The 16,338-nt window shown below is 40.2% G+C and carries 16 protein-coding genes; 2 read left to right on the forward strand and 14 right to left on the reverse strand.

Going from position 1 to position 16,338, the window contains the following annotated elements; genetic code table 11:
* Window positions 1-123: 123 nt before the first annotated feature.
* The 13 genes from SB028_RS15370 to cysJ form a co-directional block, all read right to left on the reverse strand.
* The gene (locus SB028_RS15370) at window positions 124-750 is read right to left on the reverse strand and encodes a protein-L-isoaspartate(D-aspartate) O-methyltransferase (RefSeq protein ID WP_023582674.1); all 627 of its coding nucleotides are present in this window, start codon (window positions 748-750) and stop codon (window positions 124-126) included.
* On the reverse strand, window positions 744-1,508 hold the full coding sequence (surE, locus tag SB028_RS15375; protein ID WP_069367291.1) for a 5'/3'-nucleotidase SurE: 765 nt from the start codon (window positions 1,506-1,508) through the stop codon (window positions 744-746). The genes SB028_RS15370 and surE overlap by 7 nt, the downstream gene beginning before the upstream one ends.
* Window positions 1,486-2,538 (reverse strand): tRNA pseudouridine(13) synthase TruD, encoded by a 1,053-nt coding sequence (truD, locus tag SB028_RS15380; RefSeq protein WP_069367290.1) that lies wholly within the window; start codon window positions 2,536-2,538, stop codon window positions 1,486-1,488. Before truD ends, surE begins: the two co-directional genes overlap by 23 nt.
* A complete protein-coding gene (gene ispF / locus SB028_RS15385; protein ID WP_023582677.1) occupies window positions 2,535-3,020 on the reverse strand; it encodes a 2-C-methyl-D-erythritol 2,4-cyclodiphosphate synthase in 486 nt (161 codons plus the stop codon). The genes truD and ispF overlap by 4 nt, the downstream gene beginning before the upstream one ends.
* Before the next feature lie 4 nt (window positions 3,021-3,024).
* On the reverse strand, window positions 3,025-3,771 hold the full coding sequence (gene ispD / locus SB028_RS15390) for a 2-C-methyl-D-erythritol 4-phosphate cytidylyltransferase (protein WP_069367289.1): 747 nt from the start codon (window positions 3,769-3,771) through the stop codon (window positions 3,025-3,027).
* 39 nt (window positions 3,772-3,810) lie between these two features.
* The gene (ftsB, locus tag SB028_RS15395) at window positions 3,811-4,101 is read right to left on the reverse strand and encodes a cell division protein FtsB (RefSeq protein ID WP_069367288.1); all 291 of its coding nucleotides are present in this window, start codon (window positions 4,099-4,101) and stop codon (window positions 3,811-3,813) included.
* A 329-nt stretch (window positions 4,102-4,430) separates the two neighbouring features.
* Window positions 4,431-5,045: an adenylyl-sulfate kinase gene (gene cysC / locus SB028_RS15400; protein WP_069367287.1), complete on the reverse strand. Its 615-nt coding sequence runs from the start codon at window positions 5,043-5,045 to the stop codon at window positions 4,431-4,433.
* A complete protein-coding gene (gene cysN / locus SB028_RS15405; RefSeq protein WP_069367286.1) occupies window positions 5,045-6,496 on the reverse strand; it encodes a sulfate adenylyltransferase subunit CysN in 1,452 nt (483 codons plus the stop codon). The genes cysC and cysN overlap by 1 nt, the downstream gene beginning before the upstream one ends.
* 12 nt (window positions 6,497-6,508) lie before the next feature.
* The gene (gene cysD / locus SB028_RS15410; protein WP_069367285.1) at window positions 6,509-7,417 is read right to left on the reverse strand and encodes a sulfate adenylyltransferase subunit CysD; all 909 of its coding nucleotides are present in this window, start codon (window positions 7,415-7,417) and stop codon (window positions 6,509-6,511) included.
* A gap of 12 nt (window positions 7,418-7,429) precedes the next feature.
* Entirely contained in the window at window positions 7,430-8,854 is a 1,425-nt protein-coding gene (gene cysG / locus SB028_RS15415; protein ID WP_069367284.1) for a siroheme synthase CysG, read from the reverse strand.
* 205 nt (window positions 8,855-9,059) lie between these two features.
* The gene (locus tag SB028_RS15420; RefSeq protein WP_069367283.1) at window positions 9,060-9,791 is read right to left on the reverse strand and encodes a phosphoadenylyl-sulfate reductase; all 732 of its coding nucleotides are present in this window, start codon (window positions 9,789-9,791) and stop codon (window positions 9,060-9,062) included.
* Window positions 9,788-11,518 (reverse strand): assimilatory sulfite reductase (NADPH) hemoprotein subunit, encoded by a 1,731-nt coding sequence (gene cysI, locus SB028_RS15425; protein ID WP_069367282.1) that lies wholly within the window; start codon window positions 11,516-11,518, stop codon window positions 9,788-9,790. Before cysI ends, SB028_RS15420 begins: the two co-directional genes overlap by 4 nt.
* Window positions 11,519-13,330 carry an NADPH-dependent assimilatory sulfite reductase flavoprotein subunit gene (gene cysJ / locus SB028_RS15430; RefSeq protein WP_069367281.1) on the reverse strand — a complete coding sequence of 604 codons (1,812 nt, stop codon included), beginning with the start codon at window positions 13,328-13,330 and terminating at the stop codon, window positions 11,519-11,521. It abuts the gene before it with no gap.
* Between the two features lie 298 nt (window positions 13,331-13,628).
* Here cysJ and queD point away from each other — a divergent pair, with 298 nt between their 5' ends.
* Window positions 13,629-13,994, forward strand: a complete 366-nt coding sequence (queD, locus tag SB028_RS15435) for a 6-carboxytetrahydropterin synthase QueD (RefSeq protein ID WP_109400217.1) — start codon at window positions 13,629-13,631, stop codon at window positions 13,992-13,994.
* A gap of 80 nt (window positions 13,995-14,074) precedes the next feature.
* On the opposite strand, the gene queE is transcribed toward queD, so the two are convergent.
* Window positions 14,075-14,746, reverse strand: coding sequence for a 7-carboxy-7-deazaguanine synthase QueE (gene queE / locus SB028_RS15440; protein WP_069367280.1), 672 nt, complete (start codon window positions 14,744-14,746; stop codon window positions 14,075-14,077).
* A gap of 166 nt (window positions 14,747-14,912) precedes the next feature.
* On the opposite strand from queE, the gene SB028_RS15445 reads away from it, so the two are divergent.
* Window positions 14,913-16,280, forward strand: coding sequence for an amino acid permease (locus SB028_RS15445; protein WP_069367279.1), 1,368 nt, complete (start codon window positions 14,913-14,915; stop codon window positions 16,278-16,280).
* Window positions 16,281-16,338: the final 58 nt, after the last annotated feature.

Here is a 16,338-nt window from a genome sequence, read left to right on the forward strand (position 1 = left end):
ATCTAGCAATTTGTCGAGTTAAACAAAAAGACTGCAATTTTTTGAAAATATTTCATTTATTAGTGCAGATTACGACAAGCTATTAAAAATCAGTAATAAAAAACGGTCAGATTTATCTGGAAGTTATGCTAACTCACCTGCAATTAAAGGAACAAATCTAACGGTTTCTATAGATTGATAGTGAAAATCATTACCTAAACGTCGGATAAACTTCAGTATTTGTTGCTGTTCACCAACAGGTATTATCATCCTGCCACCATCAGCTAACTGCATCAATAACTGTTGTGGCACTTCTGTTGCACATGCTGTCACTATTATGGCATTAAAAGGGGCTTTTGATGACCAGCCTTCCCATCCATCACCATGACGAGTCGAAATATTATGTAAATCAAGATGTTTAAAGCGGCGTTTAGCTTGCCATTGCAATATCTTTATACGCTCAACAGAACTAACATGATGAACTAAATTTGCTAATACTGCTGTTTGATATCCTGAACCTGTACCAATTTCTAATACAGAATCCGTATTCTGTAATTCCAATAGCGTTGTCATTTTGGCAACAATATAAGGCTGTGAAATAGTTTGCCCATTGCCAATAGGCAAAGCTGTATTTTCATAAGCCTTATGAGAAAGCGCTTCATCAATAAAAAGCTCTCTTGGTACTTTACTCATTGCTTCCAACAGGCTCTCATCCTTGATGCCATGCTGTTTTAACATTGTCAGTAAGTCTTTCATTGACCGACTTAACATGTTTTTTTGACCTCTGCTTTATTTAACCAATTTTGTAGTAAATCGAGTGCCTTATAGGCTGTTAAATCGACATGTAATGGGCTTATCGAAACGTAACCTTCGTCAACAGCAGCAAAATCTGTATCAGGACCAACATCATTTTTTTCACCTGGTGGTCCAATCCAATAAAGGCTATTTCCTCTAGGATCGGCATGCGTATATACATGTTGTGAAGCATGACGACTACCACAGCGTGTAATGCGAAAACCTTTTACTTCATCAAGAGGAATATCAGGTACGTTAATATTGAGAATATTTCCAGCTCTTAACGGTACCTGTTGTAACATTGCCAAGACTTCACAAGTTACTTGAGCGGCAGTCTCAAAGTGCGTTTCACCATCAAGTGAAACCGCAATCGCAGGTAAGCCTAAAAAACGCCCCTCTGTTGCCGCTGCAACAGTACCAGAATAAATAACATCATCACCCAAATTAGGACCATGATTAATACCAGAAACCACAATGTCAGGGCGAGGACGCATTAAATGGTTTACACCAAGATAAACACAATCCGTTGGGGTTCCCTCAATAATCGCAATATCCCCATTCTCAAGCTCTTGCTTACGTAGAGGCCTGTCAATTGTTAAAGAATTAGATGCAGCACTACGGTTGCGATCAGGTGCAACAATTTGTACATCATAACGCTGGCGCAATGCTTTAGCGAGAGTCTGTATTCCTTTAGCCGTTACACCATCATCATTACTCACCAATATTTTCAGCATCATCATTCCCTAATAAAATTAATTCACGTACAACGCTAGTTGCAAAGCTTCCTGCTGGTAAAAAGAATGACAGAGAAACCGTGGTGTCATCTACCCAATTCCATGACATATTTTCTGGAAATACATTGATAGCACGTCTTGTATTATCAACGCGTTCTTGTCGAGCCAGCGACCAGAAGGATCCATATTCTGCCAGATTTTCAATTTCAAAATCCAATGCTTGTGATTGTGTACCTAAATCACCTTTACCCGGCAGAGGTGCTGTAATATGAACATCATGCTCTTCATAACGGATTTGTGTTTGAGCCAGTTCTGTTTCATCAACGACAAACCAGCTACCTTTTCCATGAAGCTGCATGGCGTCACCGAGTATCACTTTTGAATATAAACCATGCTCTAATCTTTTGCTGACGATATGATTAAACATCGCACTACGGGCTGCTGAAAGATAAAAGCTACGTTTTCCTCGTTCTTTTACGCGGATTTCGTCCGTTGCCCAACGCATGGCTTGTCGTAAATTCTCACCATTACGACCAAATCGTTGAGCACCAAAGTAGTTAGGAGTACCTTTCGCTTTTATTTGCGCTAGTCGAGTATCAACAAAATCGCGATCAGAAATTTCTCGTAACACCAATGTAAAGTGATTACCTTTTAGCGTTCCTATACGTAATTTACGTTGCTGACGACTCGTTTCTAGAATTTCGCAACCCTCTAAAACAAACTGGCTAAAATCAGGCATCTCTTTACCTGGCATCCGCAGACAAAACCATTGTTCAGTGACTGCATTTCTATCTTTTAGCCCCGCATAACTCGCATCACGAGGATGGATCCCAACAAATTTTGCCAATTTTTCAGCAACAAAAGCCGTGTTGCAACCTGTTTTTCTGATTTTCACCATGACATGCTCGCCTTCGCCATCAAGGGTGAAACCAAGATCTTCACAGACAATAAAATCTTCAGGAATTGACTTTAATAAGCCTGTTGCTTGTGGTTTTCCATGTAACCAATGGAGCTCAGGTAAATCACTCATTCAGGTAATGACTCTTTCATTAATAAAACAACGGCTTCACAGGCAATGCCTTCTTTTCTACCAACAAAGCCAAGCTTTTCTGTTGTGGTCGCTTTCACATTAATATCATCAACATGACAGTGAAGATCTTCAGCTATATTGACGCGCATTTGCGGTGTATGAGGTAGCATTTTGGGTGCTTGAGCAATAATCGTGACATCCAGATTACCAATTCGATAACCTTTTGCTCTTACTCGAGAGAATGCTTCACGGAGAAGTACACGACTATCTGCGCCTTTGTATGCTGGATCAGTATCAGGAAACAATGTACCAATATCTCCCATTGCCACCGCACCTAAAATAGCATCTGTAACAGCATGTAATACAACATCACCGTCAGAGTGAGCTAGCAACCCTTGTTCATAAGGAACTCTGACACCACCAATAATAATAGGCCCCTCACCACCAAATTTATGTACGTCGTAACCGTGTCCAATTCTCATTTTATTATGTGTTCCTTATACTGGTGATTTGGCGTGAGAGGAAGAACTCTGCAAGCGCTAAATCTTCTGGCTGAGTAACTTTGATATTATCTGCACGACCTTTAACTAATAAAGGTTCATATCCAGCAAACTCCATCGCTGAGGCTTCATCAGTGATCATTGCTTTTTGTGAGAGTGCATTTTCGATATTTTGTTTTAATAATAATGCAGGAAAGAATTGTGGCGTTAAAGCGTGCCATAGCGTTGTTCTTTCTACTGTTTGTTCAATATGATTATCTTGTTGATGACTACGTTTCATTGTATCGCGAACAGGCGTCGCAAGAATGCCTCCACAAAATTGTGGATCCATAACATTTTCATCAATTAATTTAATAAGATGATCAAGATCGCCAAAATGCAGGCAGGGTCTTGCTGCATCATGAACTAATGCCCATGTATTTTCAGAAAAATGTTGGGTGACATACTCTAAACCTGACAATACAGAGTCAGCACGTTCACCACCACCATTAACCGTAATGATCCTTTCATCTTGTGCTAAAGGTAAAGAGTGAAAATAGCTATCATTAGGACTGATCGCCACGATAATTTGCGTTATACGTGGGTGTTTTAATAAGGCATTAATGGTATGTTCAAGAATAGTCAATCCGCCAATCTTCAAATATTGTTTTGGACAGACTGATTGCATTCGGCTTCCAATACCTGCCGCAGGAATAACAGCAACAATAGGAAGAGTAGAGTTTGTTATATTCATTATGCTATTTGTATCAGGACACACTATTAATTCAATAAATTAACGACGTGGTTGAGATTTATCGCTCACAATACGGAAAAATGTCTCATTAGGCTTTATCATTCCTAATTCACTACGAGCGCGTTCTTCTAGCGCTTCTTGCCCGCCATTGAGGTCATCAATCTCTGCAAATAGACGATCATTACGCTCTTTTAACTGCGTATTTTGCGCCACTGCAGATTCAACTTCTTGAGTTACTTTGTTGTAATCATGGATACCATTTTTACCTAACCACAATGAATATTGTAGCCAGCCAAGTAAAATCAGAAGTAAGACTGTTAATTTCCCCATTACCACCCCCAAGATTAATGGGCTAATCATCCCACAACTCAACCACAGACGCCACAAAAGTGCTGGAATATATTACATTATTATTCCTATTATCCTCACTATAAACATGGATAAGTTCTGTAAAATTCAGACTAAGGTTTGATTTTTTCTTATTACGACAAAGTGCTATGGGGTTAATTTATAAATAAATGAATGCTCAATTAAAGCGTGAGTTGTCGTTTACGTGGTATGCCGATATAAGCGTTTTTGACTCTAGTTACATATATTATCTCTACACATGCTCCTTTTATGGGATGTTTATGCAGAGATAATTTAATGTCATCATAAAATTAACGGTAAATTTGCTTTTGCCGTAGATAGGTGAGAATTTGTTGGATTAGCTCACTTATAGAAAGTGTGCCGTCTAAATGTAATTCAGGATCTATGGGCTGCTCATAAGGCGAATCTATGCCTGAAAATTGCTTTATCTCACCCCGTCTTGCTTTTTGATAAAGCCCTTTTGGATCGCGGGCTTCGCAAATAGAAAGAGGTGTATCAACAAAGATCTCAATAAATCTTCCTTGCTCAAAGTGATCTCTAACTTGTTGTCTGTCTTTTTGGTAAGGCGAGATGAAAGCCGTTAAGACAATAAGCCCCGCATCTACCATCAATTTAGCCACTTCTCCCACACGACGAATATTCTCATGTCTATCTTCTGCACTAAATCCGAGATCACAACATAATCCATGTCGCAAGTTATCCCCATCCAATAAATAGGTATGAATAGGTGAATGATTTTGTGAATATTGATAAAGCGTTTGTTCTAGCACATTAGCAAGAGTGGATTTACCTGAGCCAGATAATCCCGTAAACCAAAGCACACATCCTTTATGTGCTTGTTGTAATTCGCGTTCATGTAATCCAATGTTATGAGGATGCCAAACAATATCGTTGCTTATCGTCACTATTTTCCTCCTAACAGATCTCTTGCGCCCCAATGAGGAAAATGGCGACGGATAAGCTGATTCAGCTCAACTTCAAACGCATCATATTGCGTCGTTGCTTGTAGCGGTTTATCTTGTGCCTCTCGGATCAATCCAGCACCTACCGTAACATTGGTTAATCTATCAATAAAAATAAGCCCCCCTATATCAGCATTGGTTTGATAATTATCAAGTACTAACGCTTCTTCAAAGGATACCTCTACACGACCAATTGCATTTAAACTTAAGTGATCTGTCACTTGTTGGGTGAGTTTATTTACATCTACTTGATAATGTATATTCTCTATTTTGGCTCGACTCTTTTTACCTGCAACTTTAATATCGAAGAGATGACCTTGTACCAAAGGTTGCTCTGACATCCACACCACATCAATGAATGCGTGAGTACTAATATTCGCTGTTGTATCACTATCATCAACAATAATATCACCACGACTAATATCAATTTCATCGGCTAAAACGAGAGTGATAGCTTGCCCAGCTTTAGCTTGAATTAAATCACCATCAAAAGTCACGATCCGTTTAATCGTTGAACGCTGCCCTGAAGGTAACACTTTGATGTGTTGCCCTTGAGAAAGCACACCTGAAGAAATCGTGCCACTGTATCCTCTAAAATCAAGATCAGGGCGATTCACATATTGAACAGGAAAACGCAGTGCTTGCGCATCTGAACCCAATTTAACTGGCGCATCTTCTAATAATGAAAGCAACGTTTTTCCTTGATACCAAGGGGTATTTAATGAAGGAGAAACGACATTGTCACCATCAAGGGCAGAAATAGGGACAAATTCAATGGTGAGATCGGTTGGGAGTTGATCGGAAAAATGAAGATAATCTTGCTGGATCGAATCAAAGATTGCTTGCTGATAATCCACCAGATCCATTTTATTAATTGCAACAATTAAATGGCGGATCCCAAGTAGAGTGCTGATAAAACTATGTCGCCGTGTTTGTTCTTGCACGCCTTTTCGAGCATCGATCAGCAGAATAGAAAGTGAACTTGTTGATGCTCCTGTCGCCATATTACGAGTATATTGCGCATGCCCTGGTGTATCAGCAATAATAAATTTACGCTTTGAAGTTGAAAAATAGCGGTACGCAACATCAATAGTGATCCCTTGCTCTCTTTCTGCGGCCAATCCATCCACCAGCAAAGCCAGATCGAGCTTCTCCCCTTGAGTGCCGATCTTCTTACTTTCGTTTTGTAATGTAGAAAGCTGATCTTCGTAGATCTGCCTTGTGTCATGAAGTAAACGGCCGATTAGAGTACTTTTTCCATCATCGACATTTCCACAAGTTAGAAATCGCAGTAATCCTTTGTTTTGCTGTGTTTTTAGATAGCTTTCAACACCACCAAGCTGTGCAATTTCACCTGCGATAAGTTGATTAGTTTTAACGGCGGCTAATCCCATAATATATTCCTCTTAAAAATAACCTTGGCGTTTTTTCAGCTCCATTGAAGCGGACTGATCACTATCAATTAAACGCCCTTGTCGCTCACTGCTGGTAGAAATCAGCATTTCTTCAATAATGGCTGGGAGAGTTTCTGCTTGAGAGGGAATTGCACCAGTCAAAGGCCAGCAACCTAACGTTCTAAAACGGACTTTTTGCTGAGTGATCACTTCACCTGATTTAAGATCAATTCTATCGTCATCAACCATAATCAAGGTGCCATCACGCTCAATAACGGGTCTATTTTTGGCAAAATAGAGAGGAACAATATCGATATTTTCTAAATAGATATATTGCCAAATATCGAGTTCAGTCCAGTTAGATAATGGAAATACACGAATACTTTCACCTTTATTAATTTGACCGTTATAGTTTTTCCATAATTCAGGCCGTTGATTTTTTGGATCCCAACGATGCGATCTATCTCTAAATGAATAAATGCGTTCTTTTGCTCGTGATTTTTCTTCATCACGACGAGCGCCGCCAAATGCAGCATCAAAACCATATTTGTCTAATGCTTGCTTTAACCCTTCCGTTTTCATGATATCTGTATGTTTTGCGCTACCATGGATAAATGGATTAATACCGAGTTCTACACCTTGTGGATTACGATAAACCTTGAGATCAAAGCCATATTCTTTGGCCGTTTTATCTCGAAAATCATACATTTCTCGAAATTTCCAACCCGTATCAACATGCAATAAAGGAAATGGTAATTTAGCGGGATAAAATGCTTTACGCGCTAAATGCAGCATTACAGAGGAATCTTTGCCTATTGAATAAAGCATGACGGGATTTGCAAATTCAGCGACAACTTCACGCAGAATATAAATACTTTCTGCCTCTAATTGCTGAAGATGCGTTAACTGTGTTTCATTCATAACAACCTCGTTTTAGGCAAAATGAACCAAAGATGAATGGTGTGAAGGTAAAGACTGATAAACGTGTCTGTCACCGAACCACGCGAGCTGGTGGTGCAATGCGGCAACTTCTCCCACAATCAATAAAGCGGGTGTGGGTGCTTTTTCGGCTAACTGTGCTAATTGGGTTAAATTGCCTGTGAAAACTTGCTGTTCACGACGTGTGCCACAACTGATAACCGCAATAGGGGTTGATGGAGAACGCCCAAGCTTGATTAAACGCTGACTAATAAGCTCGGCTTTTGTTGTTCCCATATAAATTGCTAGCGTATGGTTCGCCTGCGCTAATGAAGCCCAATCAGGCTCTATCCCATCGGGTTTACAATGTCCTGTCATAAAGGTAACGCTTTGTGCATATTGACGATGTGTCAATGGAATACCCGAGTATGCACTTGCGCCACTTGCCGCAGTAACACCGGGAATAACTTGGAATGAAATACCATGTTGTACTGCAACCTCTAGCTCTTCGCCACCTCGCCCAAAAATAAAGGGATCGCCTCCTTTTAATCGAACAACACGTTTACCAAGTTGCGTATATTTCACGATCAGTGCATTAGTTTCTTCTTGAGAAACACTCGGTCCCCCTGCTCTTTTACCTACACAAATCGTATCGGCATCGCGTCGTACAAGCTCTAAAACCTCAGGGCTGACTAAACTGTCATAAAGTACAACTTCAGCTTGCTGAATAACTTGTAAACCACGAAGTGTTAATAATCCCGCATCACCAGGACCTGCTCCCACTAATGCTAATTCTCCTTGTTGATAATCCTTTTGTTTTAGTTGTTGTTCGAGTTGAGCTTCTGCTTGAGCGAATTGATCACTCGCCACTAAAGTTGCAAACTTGCCACTAAAGGCTTGTTCCCAAAAGCGACAACGTGCCTGAAAAGTCGCTAAGTGTTGTTTCACTCTATGGCGCCATTTTCCTGCAATGGTTGCCATTGCGCCTAATGAGGTGGGCAATAATGCCTCTAGTTTTTCCCGTATCATTCGCACTAAAACAGGTGCTTTTCCCGCAGATGAAATCGCAATCAAAATAGGATTTCTATCAATAATGGCAGGAAAAATAAATGAGCATTGAGGCTGTGAATCCACAACATTGACAAAAATATGTCGTGCTTGAGCATCAAGATAAACTTGCTGATTAAGCGCACTGTCATCAGTAGCGACAATCACGAGCATCATGCCTAATAGATGTTCAGATTGATATTTGGCTGATACCCATTCAATTTTGTCTTGCTGATAAGCAAGATGTAATTCATCACACAACTGAGGTGCAATCACTCTTAAGCGAGCACCAGCTCTTAACAACAGCAAAGCTTTACGCGCAGCAACATGACCACCACCAACCAATAACACTGGGCGTTCTTTTAATTCCACAAATAAGGGTAGGTAATCCATACGCGCATTTCACCTTCGTTGTTCACTTTATAACTAACGACTATAAAAGGTGCTTTGGGGGTTATGAAATGACAAAAAGCTATGTGATGGAACAGAAAGGAATAAGGAAAAATAAAATATTTTCAAACAGTTATAATTTTAAATACGACAAAAAGGGCAATAGATAAGCTCTATTACCCTCATTACTTATTGGTAGTTAATGACGTTATTCGTGTAATCCACACTCACGTTTTAAGCCAAAAAATCGTGTTTCTTCTTCACTCATACCCTCTTCCCATTTTCGGGTTGTATGAGTATCTCCCACAGAGAGATAACCTTGCTCCCATAAAGGGTGATAAGGTAAGTTGTTTTCTTTAAGATATTGATAAATTTTCTTATTATCCCAATCCACGATGGGTAGAAACTTAAAGATCCCTTTTGCGATTGAAAGCACAGGCAAATGTTCACGGCTTTTAGATTGTTGTCGGCGAAGACCTGCAAACCATGTTTGAGCCTGTAATTCACGTAAAGCTCTTTCCATTGGCTCTACTTTATTTATCTGATTATAACGCTCGATACCTTCAATACCTTCTAACCAAAGTTTACCGTAACGCGCTTCTTGCCAAGATGAAGATATTTCAGCTCGATAAACTTTCAAGTTAAGTTGTAACTGCTGAGTCAACGTATCAATAAATTGGTAGGTTTCAGGAAACAAGTAACCTGTATCGGTTAAAATTACTGGAATATCAGGATATTGCTGAGTCATTAAATGCAAACACACTGCGGCTTGGATACCAAAACTCGAGCTTAATACATAAGCTTTAGGTAAATGCCCTAAAGCCCATGTCACTCGTTCAATGGCGCTTAATTGCTCTAACTGTTGATTAATCTGGCTCAAAGCATGTGTCTGCTCTTCAACCGGTAACTGTTTGAGTAAATCAAGCTGAAATAAACTCATATCACCTCCTGTACTTCATAAAAATCAATGGCTGAATTCAGTACAGGTTTAACCACATCAGTGCGGATAAGAAAATCACCGAAACCTTCATTATTATCGCGAGAAGACGCCCATTCACCAATCAGCGTATCAAGTATTGCTATGATTTCTTGCGAAGTAATATTTTCACGATACATTCTAGGGATACGTGTTCCGATGCGATTGCCCCCTAAATGCAAGTTGTAGCGATCAGGGGCTTTACCCACCAGCCCCACTTCTGCAAGCATTGCTCGACCACAGCCATTTGGGCATCCAGTTACGCGCACAACAATGTGCTCATCGCTTAAACCATGTTTTGTCATTAAGCTATCAAGTGTGTCGGTGAATGAGGGTAAAAAGCGCTCAGCTTCTGCCATCGCTAATGGGCACGTTGGGAAAGAAACACACGCCATCGCATGTTCACGCAGTGGTGTAACTTGGCTATTGATCAAACCATATCGACGAGCAATTGCCTCAATATTGGCTTTTTCACTCTCTGGTACACCTGCCACAATCAAATTTTGATTGGCAGTAAGTCGGAAATCGCCTTGATGAATTTTAGCGATTTCAGCGACACCTGTTTTTAATGGAGCATCAGGCGTATCAATCAACCGTCCGCTTTCAATAAATAAAGTCAGGTGCCATTTATCATCCACACCTTTTAACCAACCAATTTGATCACCTCGGTGAGTAAATTCATAAGGTCGAATAGCCTCAAAAGTTACCCCCGAACGACGTTCAACCTCTTTCTTAAAGGTCTCTACGCCAACACGTTCCAGTGTATATTTTGTTTTTGCATTTTTACGTTCAGTTCGATTTCCCCAGTCACGTTGAGTTGTCACAATAGCTTCTGCAATTGCCAATGTATTCTCAATAGGGATATAACCAAACTCACTGGCTAAGCGAGGGAAAGTATTCTTATCGCCATGCGTCATGGCAAGACCGCCCCCCACCAGCACGTTAAAACCAACTAGATGCCCGTTTTCAGCAATCGCAACAAAGTTCATATCATTAGCATGAAGATCAACATCATTATGAGGCGGGATCACTACTGAGGTTTTAAACTTCCTCGGTAAATAGGTTTCCCCCAAAATAGGCTCTTCATCTGTTGTTGTAACTTTCTCTTTATCTAACCAAATTTCCGCATAAGCATGAGTGCGAGGTAATAAATGTTCTGATATTTTTTTCGCCCACTCGTACGCTTCTTGGTGTAATGAAGATTGCACTGGATTTGAAGTACATAGCACATTACGGTTAACATCATTCGCAGTAGCGAGAGAATCCAATCCAGTTGCTGCAAGCATTTGATGGGCAGGTTTTACATTACCTTTTAAAATGCCATGAAATTGAAATGTTTGACGATTAGTAATACGAATACTGCCATAAAGCGTATTTTCAGTCGCAAACTTATCAATGCTAAGCCACTGTTTAGGCGAAATAATGCCACCGGGTAAGCGGCAGCGTAACATCATCGCATGACGAGGTTCTAACATTTGCGCCGTACGTTCAGCGCGAATATCTCTGTCATCTTGTTGATACATGCCATGAAAGCGGATCAATAGAAAGTTATCGCCTTCAAAACCGCCCGTTAAACCATTTTGTAAGTCTTCTGTAATAGTGCCGCGTAAAAAATGACTCTCTTTTTTCATGCGTTCACTATCAGCCAGTTTCCCTTCAACCACTAAGGGTGCTTGAGTGTGTGATTTCATTTAATAAACATCCCTCTGATAACGCCGCTCTAGACGTAGCTCACTTAAGTATTCATCTGCTTCTTCAATATTTTTATTGCCATACTCCATTACAATCTCTAATAACGCCTGTTCAACATCTTTAGCCATTCGTGATGCATCACCACATACATAAAGATAAGCACCTTGTTGTAACCATTGCCAAATCTCACTGCCCCGTTCACGCAATTTATCTTGGACATAAATTTTATGTGCTTGATCCCGTGACCATGCTAAATCGATATGAGTTAACAGACCGCTTTTGACATAACGTTGCCATTCCACTTGATAGAGAAAATCTTCTACAAAATGAGGATTACCAAAAAACAACCAGTTTTTACCTGTTGCAGCATCATTTTCGCGTTGCTGCATAAAACCTCTAAAAGGTGCAATACCTGTACCTGGACCAATCATAATGACAGGCGCGGTATTATCTTCAGGGAGGCGAAAATGTGTATTTTTTTCAATAAAAACATTAACGCTATCGCCTTCTTTCAAACTATCTGCTAAAAAACCTGAGGCACCACCGGTATAGGAACGTGAATTAACGTCGTAACGTACAACCCCTAAAGTCAGATGGACTTCGTCTTCAACTTCTTGTTGTGACGATGCAATAGAGTAAAGACGAGGAGTAAGTGGACGTAAAATATCAACAAACGCTTGTGCCGTAGGTTGCGCGCAATATTGTCGCACCATCTCATTAATAGGGTGTTTGTCTGCATATTGCTGAAGCTTGGTTTTATCAGCTATCAATGACAATAAATCTTCATGGCGCGTCAATTGTGCATAGGCCTTGACGATAGGAGCGCTATTTTGAGTGAGTTCGCAATGGTGTAATAACGCTTCTTTTAAGGTAAATGTTTGCGATTTTAACGTGACAGGCTCATCCCCCTTTAGCCACAACAAAGCAATAAGTTCATCGACTTTTTCAAGTGAGTTATTAAACCAAACTCCCAGCGCATCACCAGGTTGATAGTGTATATCAGAACCTTCAAGGCTGATTTCAATATGGCGAATATCTCTATCTGAATTTCGACCAGTGATTTTTTGATTAGTCAGTAATGTGGCAGTAAAAGGCGCATCGCGATGATAAATAGAGGTCTCAATCGTATCCGTCGTACCTGACTGTGTTTGTTGTAAGACTTGCGTACTTTGTGCGGGTACTCTCGCTTTTACACATTCTGTAAGCTGCTTTATCCATTCATCCGCAACAGATTGATATTCAACATCGGCATCAACTCTTGGTAATAAACGTGTTGCACCCAGTTGTGCTAGTCGTTCATCAACGTCTTTTCCTGCCTGACAGAAATGTTCATACGAAGTATCACCTAAGCCCAATACTGCATAAGCCGTTTCTTTCATATCAGCGGCTTTTTTAGAGTTCAGATATTTATAAAAAGCTATCGCTTCTTCAGGCGGATCACCTTCACCTTGGGTCGATGTAATAATGATTAAGGTTGTTGTTTTATGGATTTGCTTAAACTTATATTCACCTGCGGAATATAGTTCCACATTCAATTTTTGAGCAACCAGATTATCTCGTAACCGCTCTGCAAGATAACGTGCATTACCCGTTTGAGATGCAGAGATCAAGGTAATGGTTTCCTGTTCTGGTACTTGTACGGGGGTAATCGTTGTCGATGTGGGTAAAACAGAATGATTAAGCTGTCCCCACAAATAACCAGATAGCCATGCAATTTGCGCTGTTGAAAGATCTTTTGTTGCATCCTGTAATTTACTCAATTGCTCCTGTGTTAATGGAAGCATTGATAATAATGGAGGTTGATTGCTCATTTATCCTGCCTTAAAAAAGCGAAGCACTTATCTGTGCTTTATTGTTCTTTGATAGTATTTCTAATATTGAGAGGGTATCCCACGACTAGAAGATGGATTAAAGACCTGTTGGCTCTATCTAATAACCTTAAATGCTAAATTTATTTATTGGTTTCCTTTATCAATATAATGAATAAGCAAAAAGGGACATAATAAGCTATTAAGATTAAGGGAGATTAGGCGTGATACGCTAAATCGGCTACACTGGTAGCGTTCGTTCTATTTGTGTCTTTTTTTTACTAATTAAGTCAAGAGAGTTTTGATGACAACCACCATCTTTAAAGATTTTCAGTTTGAAGCAGCCCACCATTTGCCACATGTCCCTGAAGGCCACAAATGTGGACGTCTTCATGGTCACTCTTTTCTTGTTAGATTAGAGCTAACAGGAGAAGTTAATGCACACTCAGGTTGGCTTATTGATTTTGCTGATGTGAAAGCCGCATTTAAACCTACTCTTGAGCGTCTAGATCACTACTATCTTAATGAAATTGAAGGCCTAGAAAATCCGACCAGCGAAGTGCTAGCAAAGTGGATTTGGCAACAAGTCAAACCATCATTGCCTCTATTATCTGCGGTGATGGTGAAAGAAACATGTACAGCAGGCTGTATTTATCGCGGTGAGTAAACGGGTTTTAACATTAAACGGTGATCACCTAAAAGAAAATCAGCCTATTATTGGCTGATTTTTTTATATTAAAAACACGATCACGCAATATTTAAATACTTATGCGTTTGCATTGAGAAACGCCAATTACGTTCAATACAGGTTTTAATACATAATGTCGTCGCACTCTTTTTACAACTAATGGGTTGTAAAGCAACAACGGGTTCTGGATGTTCTGTACGTAATGTCAGTAAGGTATCCAACGCTTCAATATCTTTTTCACGCCCAACGGGATGTTTTATTTCATTAGCTCGATTGATTGCGCTGGGTAATACTATAAATCCCCCTTTCATACCTACTTTTGGGGAAAGTGTCACCCATGTTTTCTCACTACATAAAATATCGTGAGTACCGCTGGTTTCTATTTGGCAGGTAAAACCGGCTTGCTCAAGTCCTTCGGTTAAAGGATATAAGTCATATAAGCAAGGCTCACCGCCCGTGATAACCACATGTTTTGCACTATAACCTTGCTGTTGGAAAAGTGATAAAATCTCTGCAACGCTGGCTTCTCCCCAAGCATCACTTTCTTGCGTTTTAATAGGAATATCGCCAAGAGGAACTTTTTTTTCGTCTTCTTTTTCCCAAGTATGTTTGGTATCACACCAACTACAACCTACTGGGCAACCTTGTAATCGAATAAAAAGCGCAGGAACGCCAGTAAAAACACCTTCACCCTGTAAGGTTTGAAACACTTCATTAATGGGGTATTGCATAAGAAACTCTGATATCCAATGAATGCTGATGATTATTACAGATAACTATCTCACCGTAAGAGGCTTTATGATAAGGTACATGGTTTGTTTTGAATAGCTAACGTGCGAGAAGACACTGAAAAAGAGGATAGCATTCCTCCGTTGGACAGAGATGGGAATACTTTAGATGCAAAAAGAGAATCAACTTTCACGAGGATTATCAGGGCGGCACATTCGTTTTATGGCGCTAGGCTCTGCAATCGGTACAGGTTTATTTTATGGATCTGCTGCTGCCATTGAGAAAGCGGGCCCAGCTGTATTGCTTGCTTACCTTATTGGTGGTGCGGCAGTATTTATGGTTATGCGTGCATTAGGTGAAATGGCAGTTCATCATCCTGTTGCAGGCTCTTTTTCACAGTACGCAAGCCATTATATGGGGCCTTTAGCTGGCTTCTTGACGGGCTGGAACTACGTTTTTGAAATGCTGATTGTTTGTTTAGCTGACGTCACGGCATTTGGTTTCTACATGAAACTCTGGTTCCCAGATGTTGATCAATGGATATGGGTATTAGGGATCGTTTGCTTTATTGGCGCCTTAAACCTTTGCCATGTGAAGATATTTGGTGAAATGGAGTTTTGGCTTTCTATCGTTAAAGTCACTGCTATTATTGCCATGATAATTGGTGGTATTGTCATTATGATGTATGGCTTTGGCCAGCAAACTGAGCACCCTATTGGTATCTCTAACTTATGGGAGTTTGGTGGTTTTATGCCAAATGGTATTGAAGGGGTTATCGCTTCGCTTGCCATTGTAATGTTTGCGTTTGGTGGGATTGAAGTCATTGGTATTACAGCCAGTGAAGCTAAAGATCCTGAAAAAACCATTCCTAAAGCGATCAATGCGGTACCGTTTCGTATCTTATTATTCTATGTACTGACGATTTTCATTCTAATGTGCATTTTCCCTTGGCAACAAATCGGTCATAACGGCAGCCCTTTTGTACAAATTTTCTCAAATTTAGGGATCAATTCAGCAGCAAATATCTTAAACCTTGTGGTTATCACCGCCGCGATTTCTGCGATCAACAGTGATATCTTTGGTGCTGGTCGTATGATGTACGGTATGGCTCAAGAAGGACAAGCACCAAAATCCTTTATGAAGCTCACTCGTAATGGTGTGCCTTGGATGACAGTGTTAGTGATGTCTGTTGTCTTGTTGTTGGGTGTAATACTTAACTACCTTATCCCAGAGCAAATCTTCGTTTTAATCGCCTCGATTGCGACATTTGCAACAGTTTGGGTATGGCTAATGATTTTACTTTCTCAAGTTGCTATGCGTCGTAAGATGAGCGCAGATGAAGTGAAAACACTTAAATTCCCAGTCCCACTATGGCCTGTTGCTCCAGCATTAACGATCGTCTTTATGGCGTTTGTTATCGCAATCTTAGGCTATTTTGAATCCACTCGAATGGCATTGGTTGTCGGTATGGTATGGGTAGCAATTTTAACTGTTGGCTACTATGTGGGGATCAAACCGCGAATGCCCCAGAAATAAATGACGTTCTGATGTCAACAATTCCGAGTCAGACAATAAAGGCTGTGGATTAATTCAC

This window comes from Proteus vulgaris (assembly GCF_033708015.1).
Lineage (GTDB): Bacteria > Pseudomonadota > Gammaproteobacteria > Enterobacterales > Enterobacteriaceae > Proteus.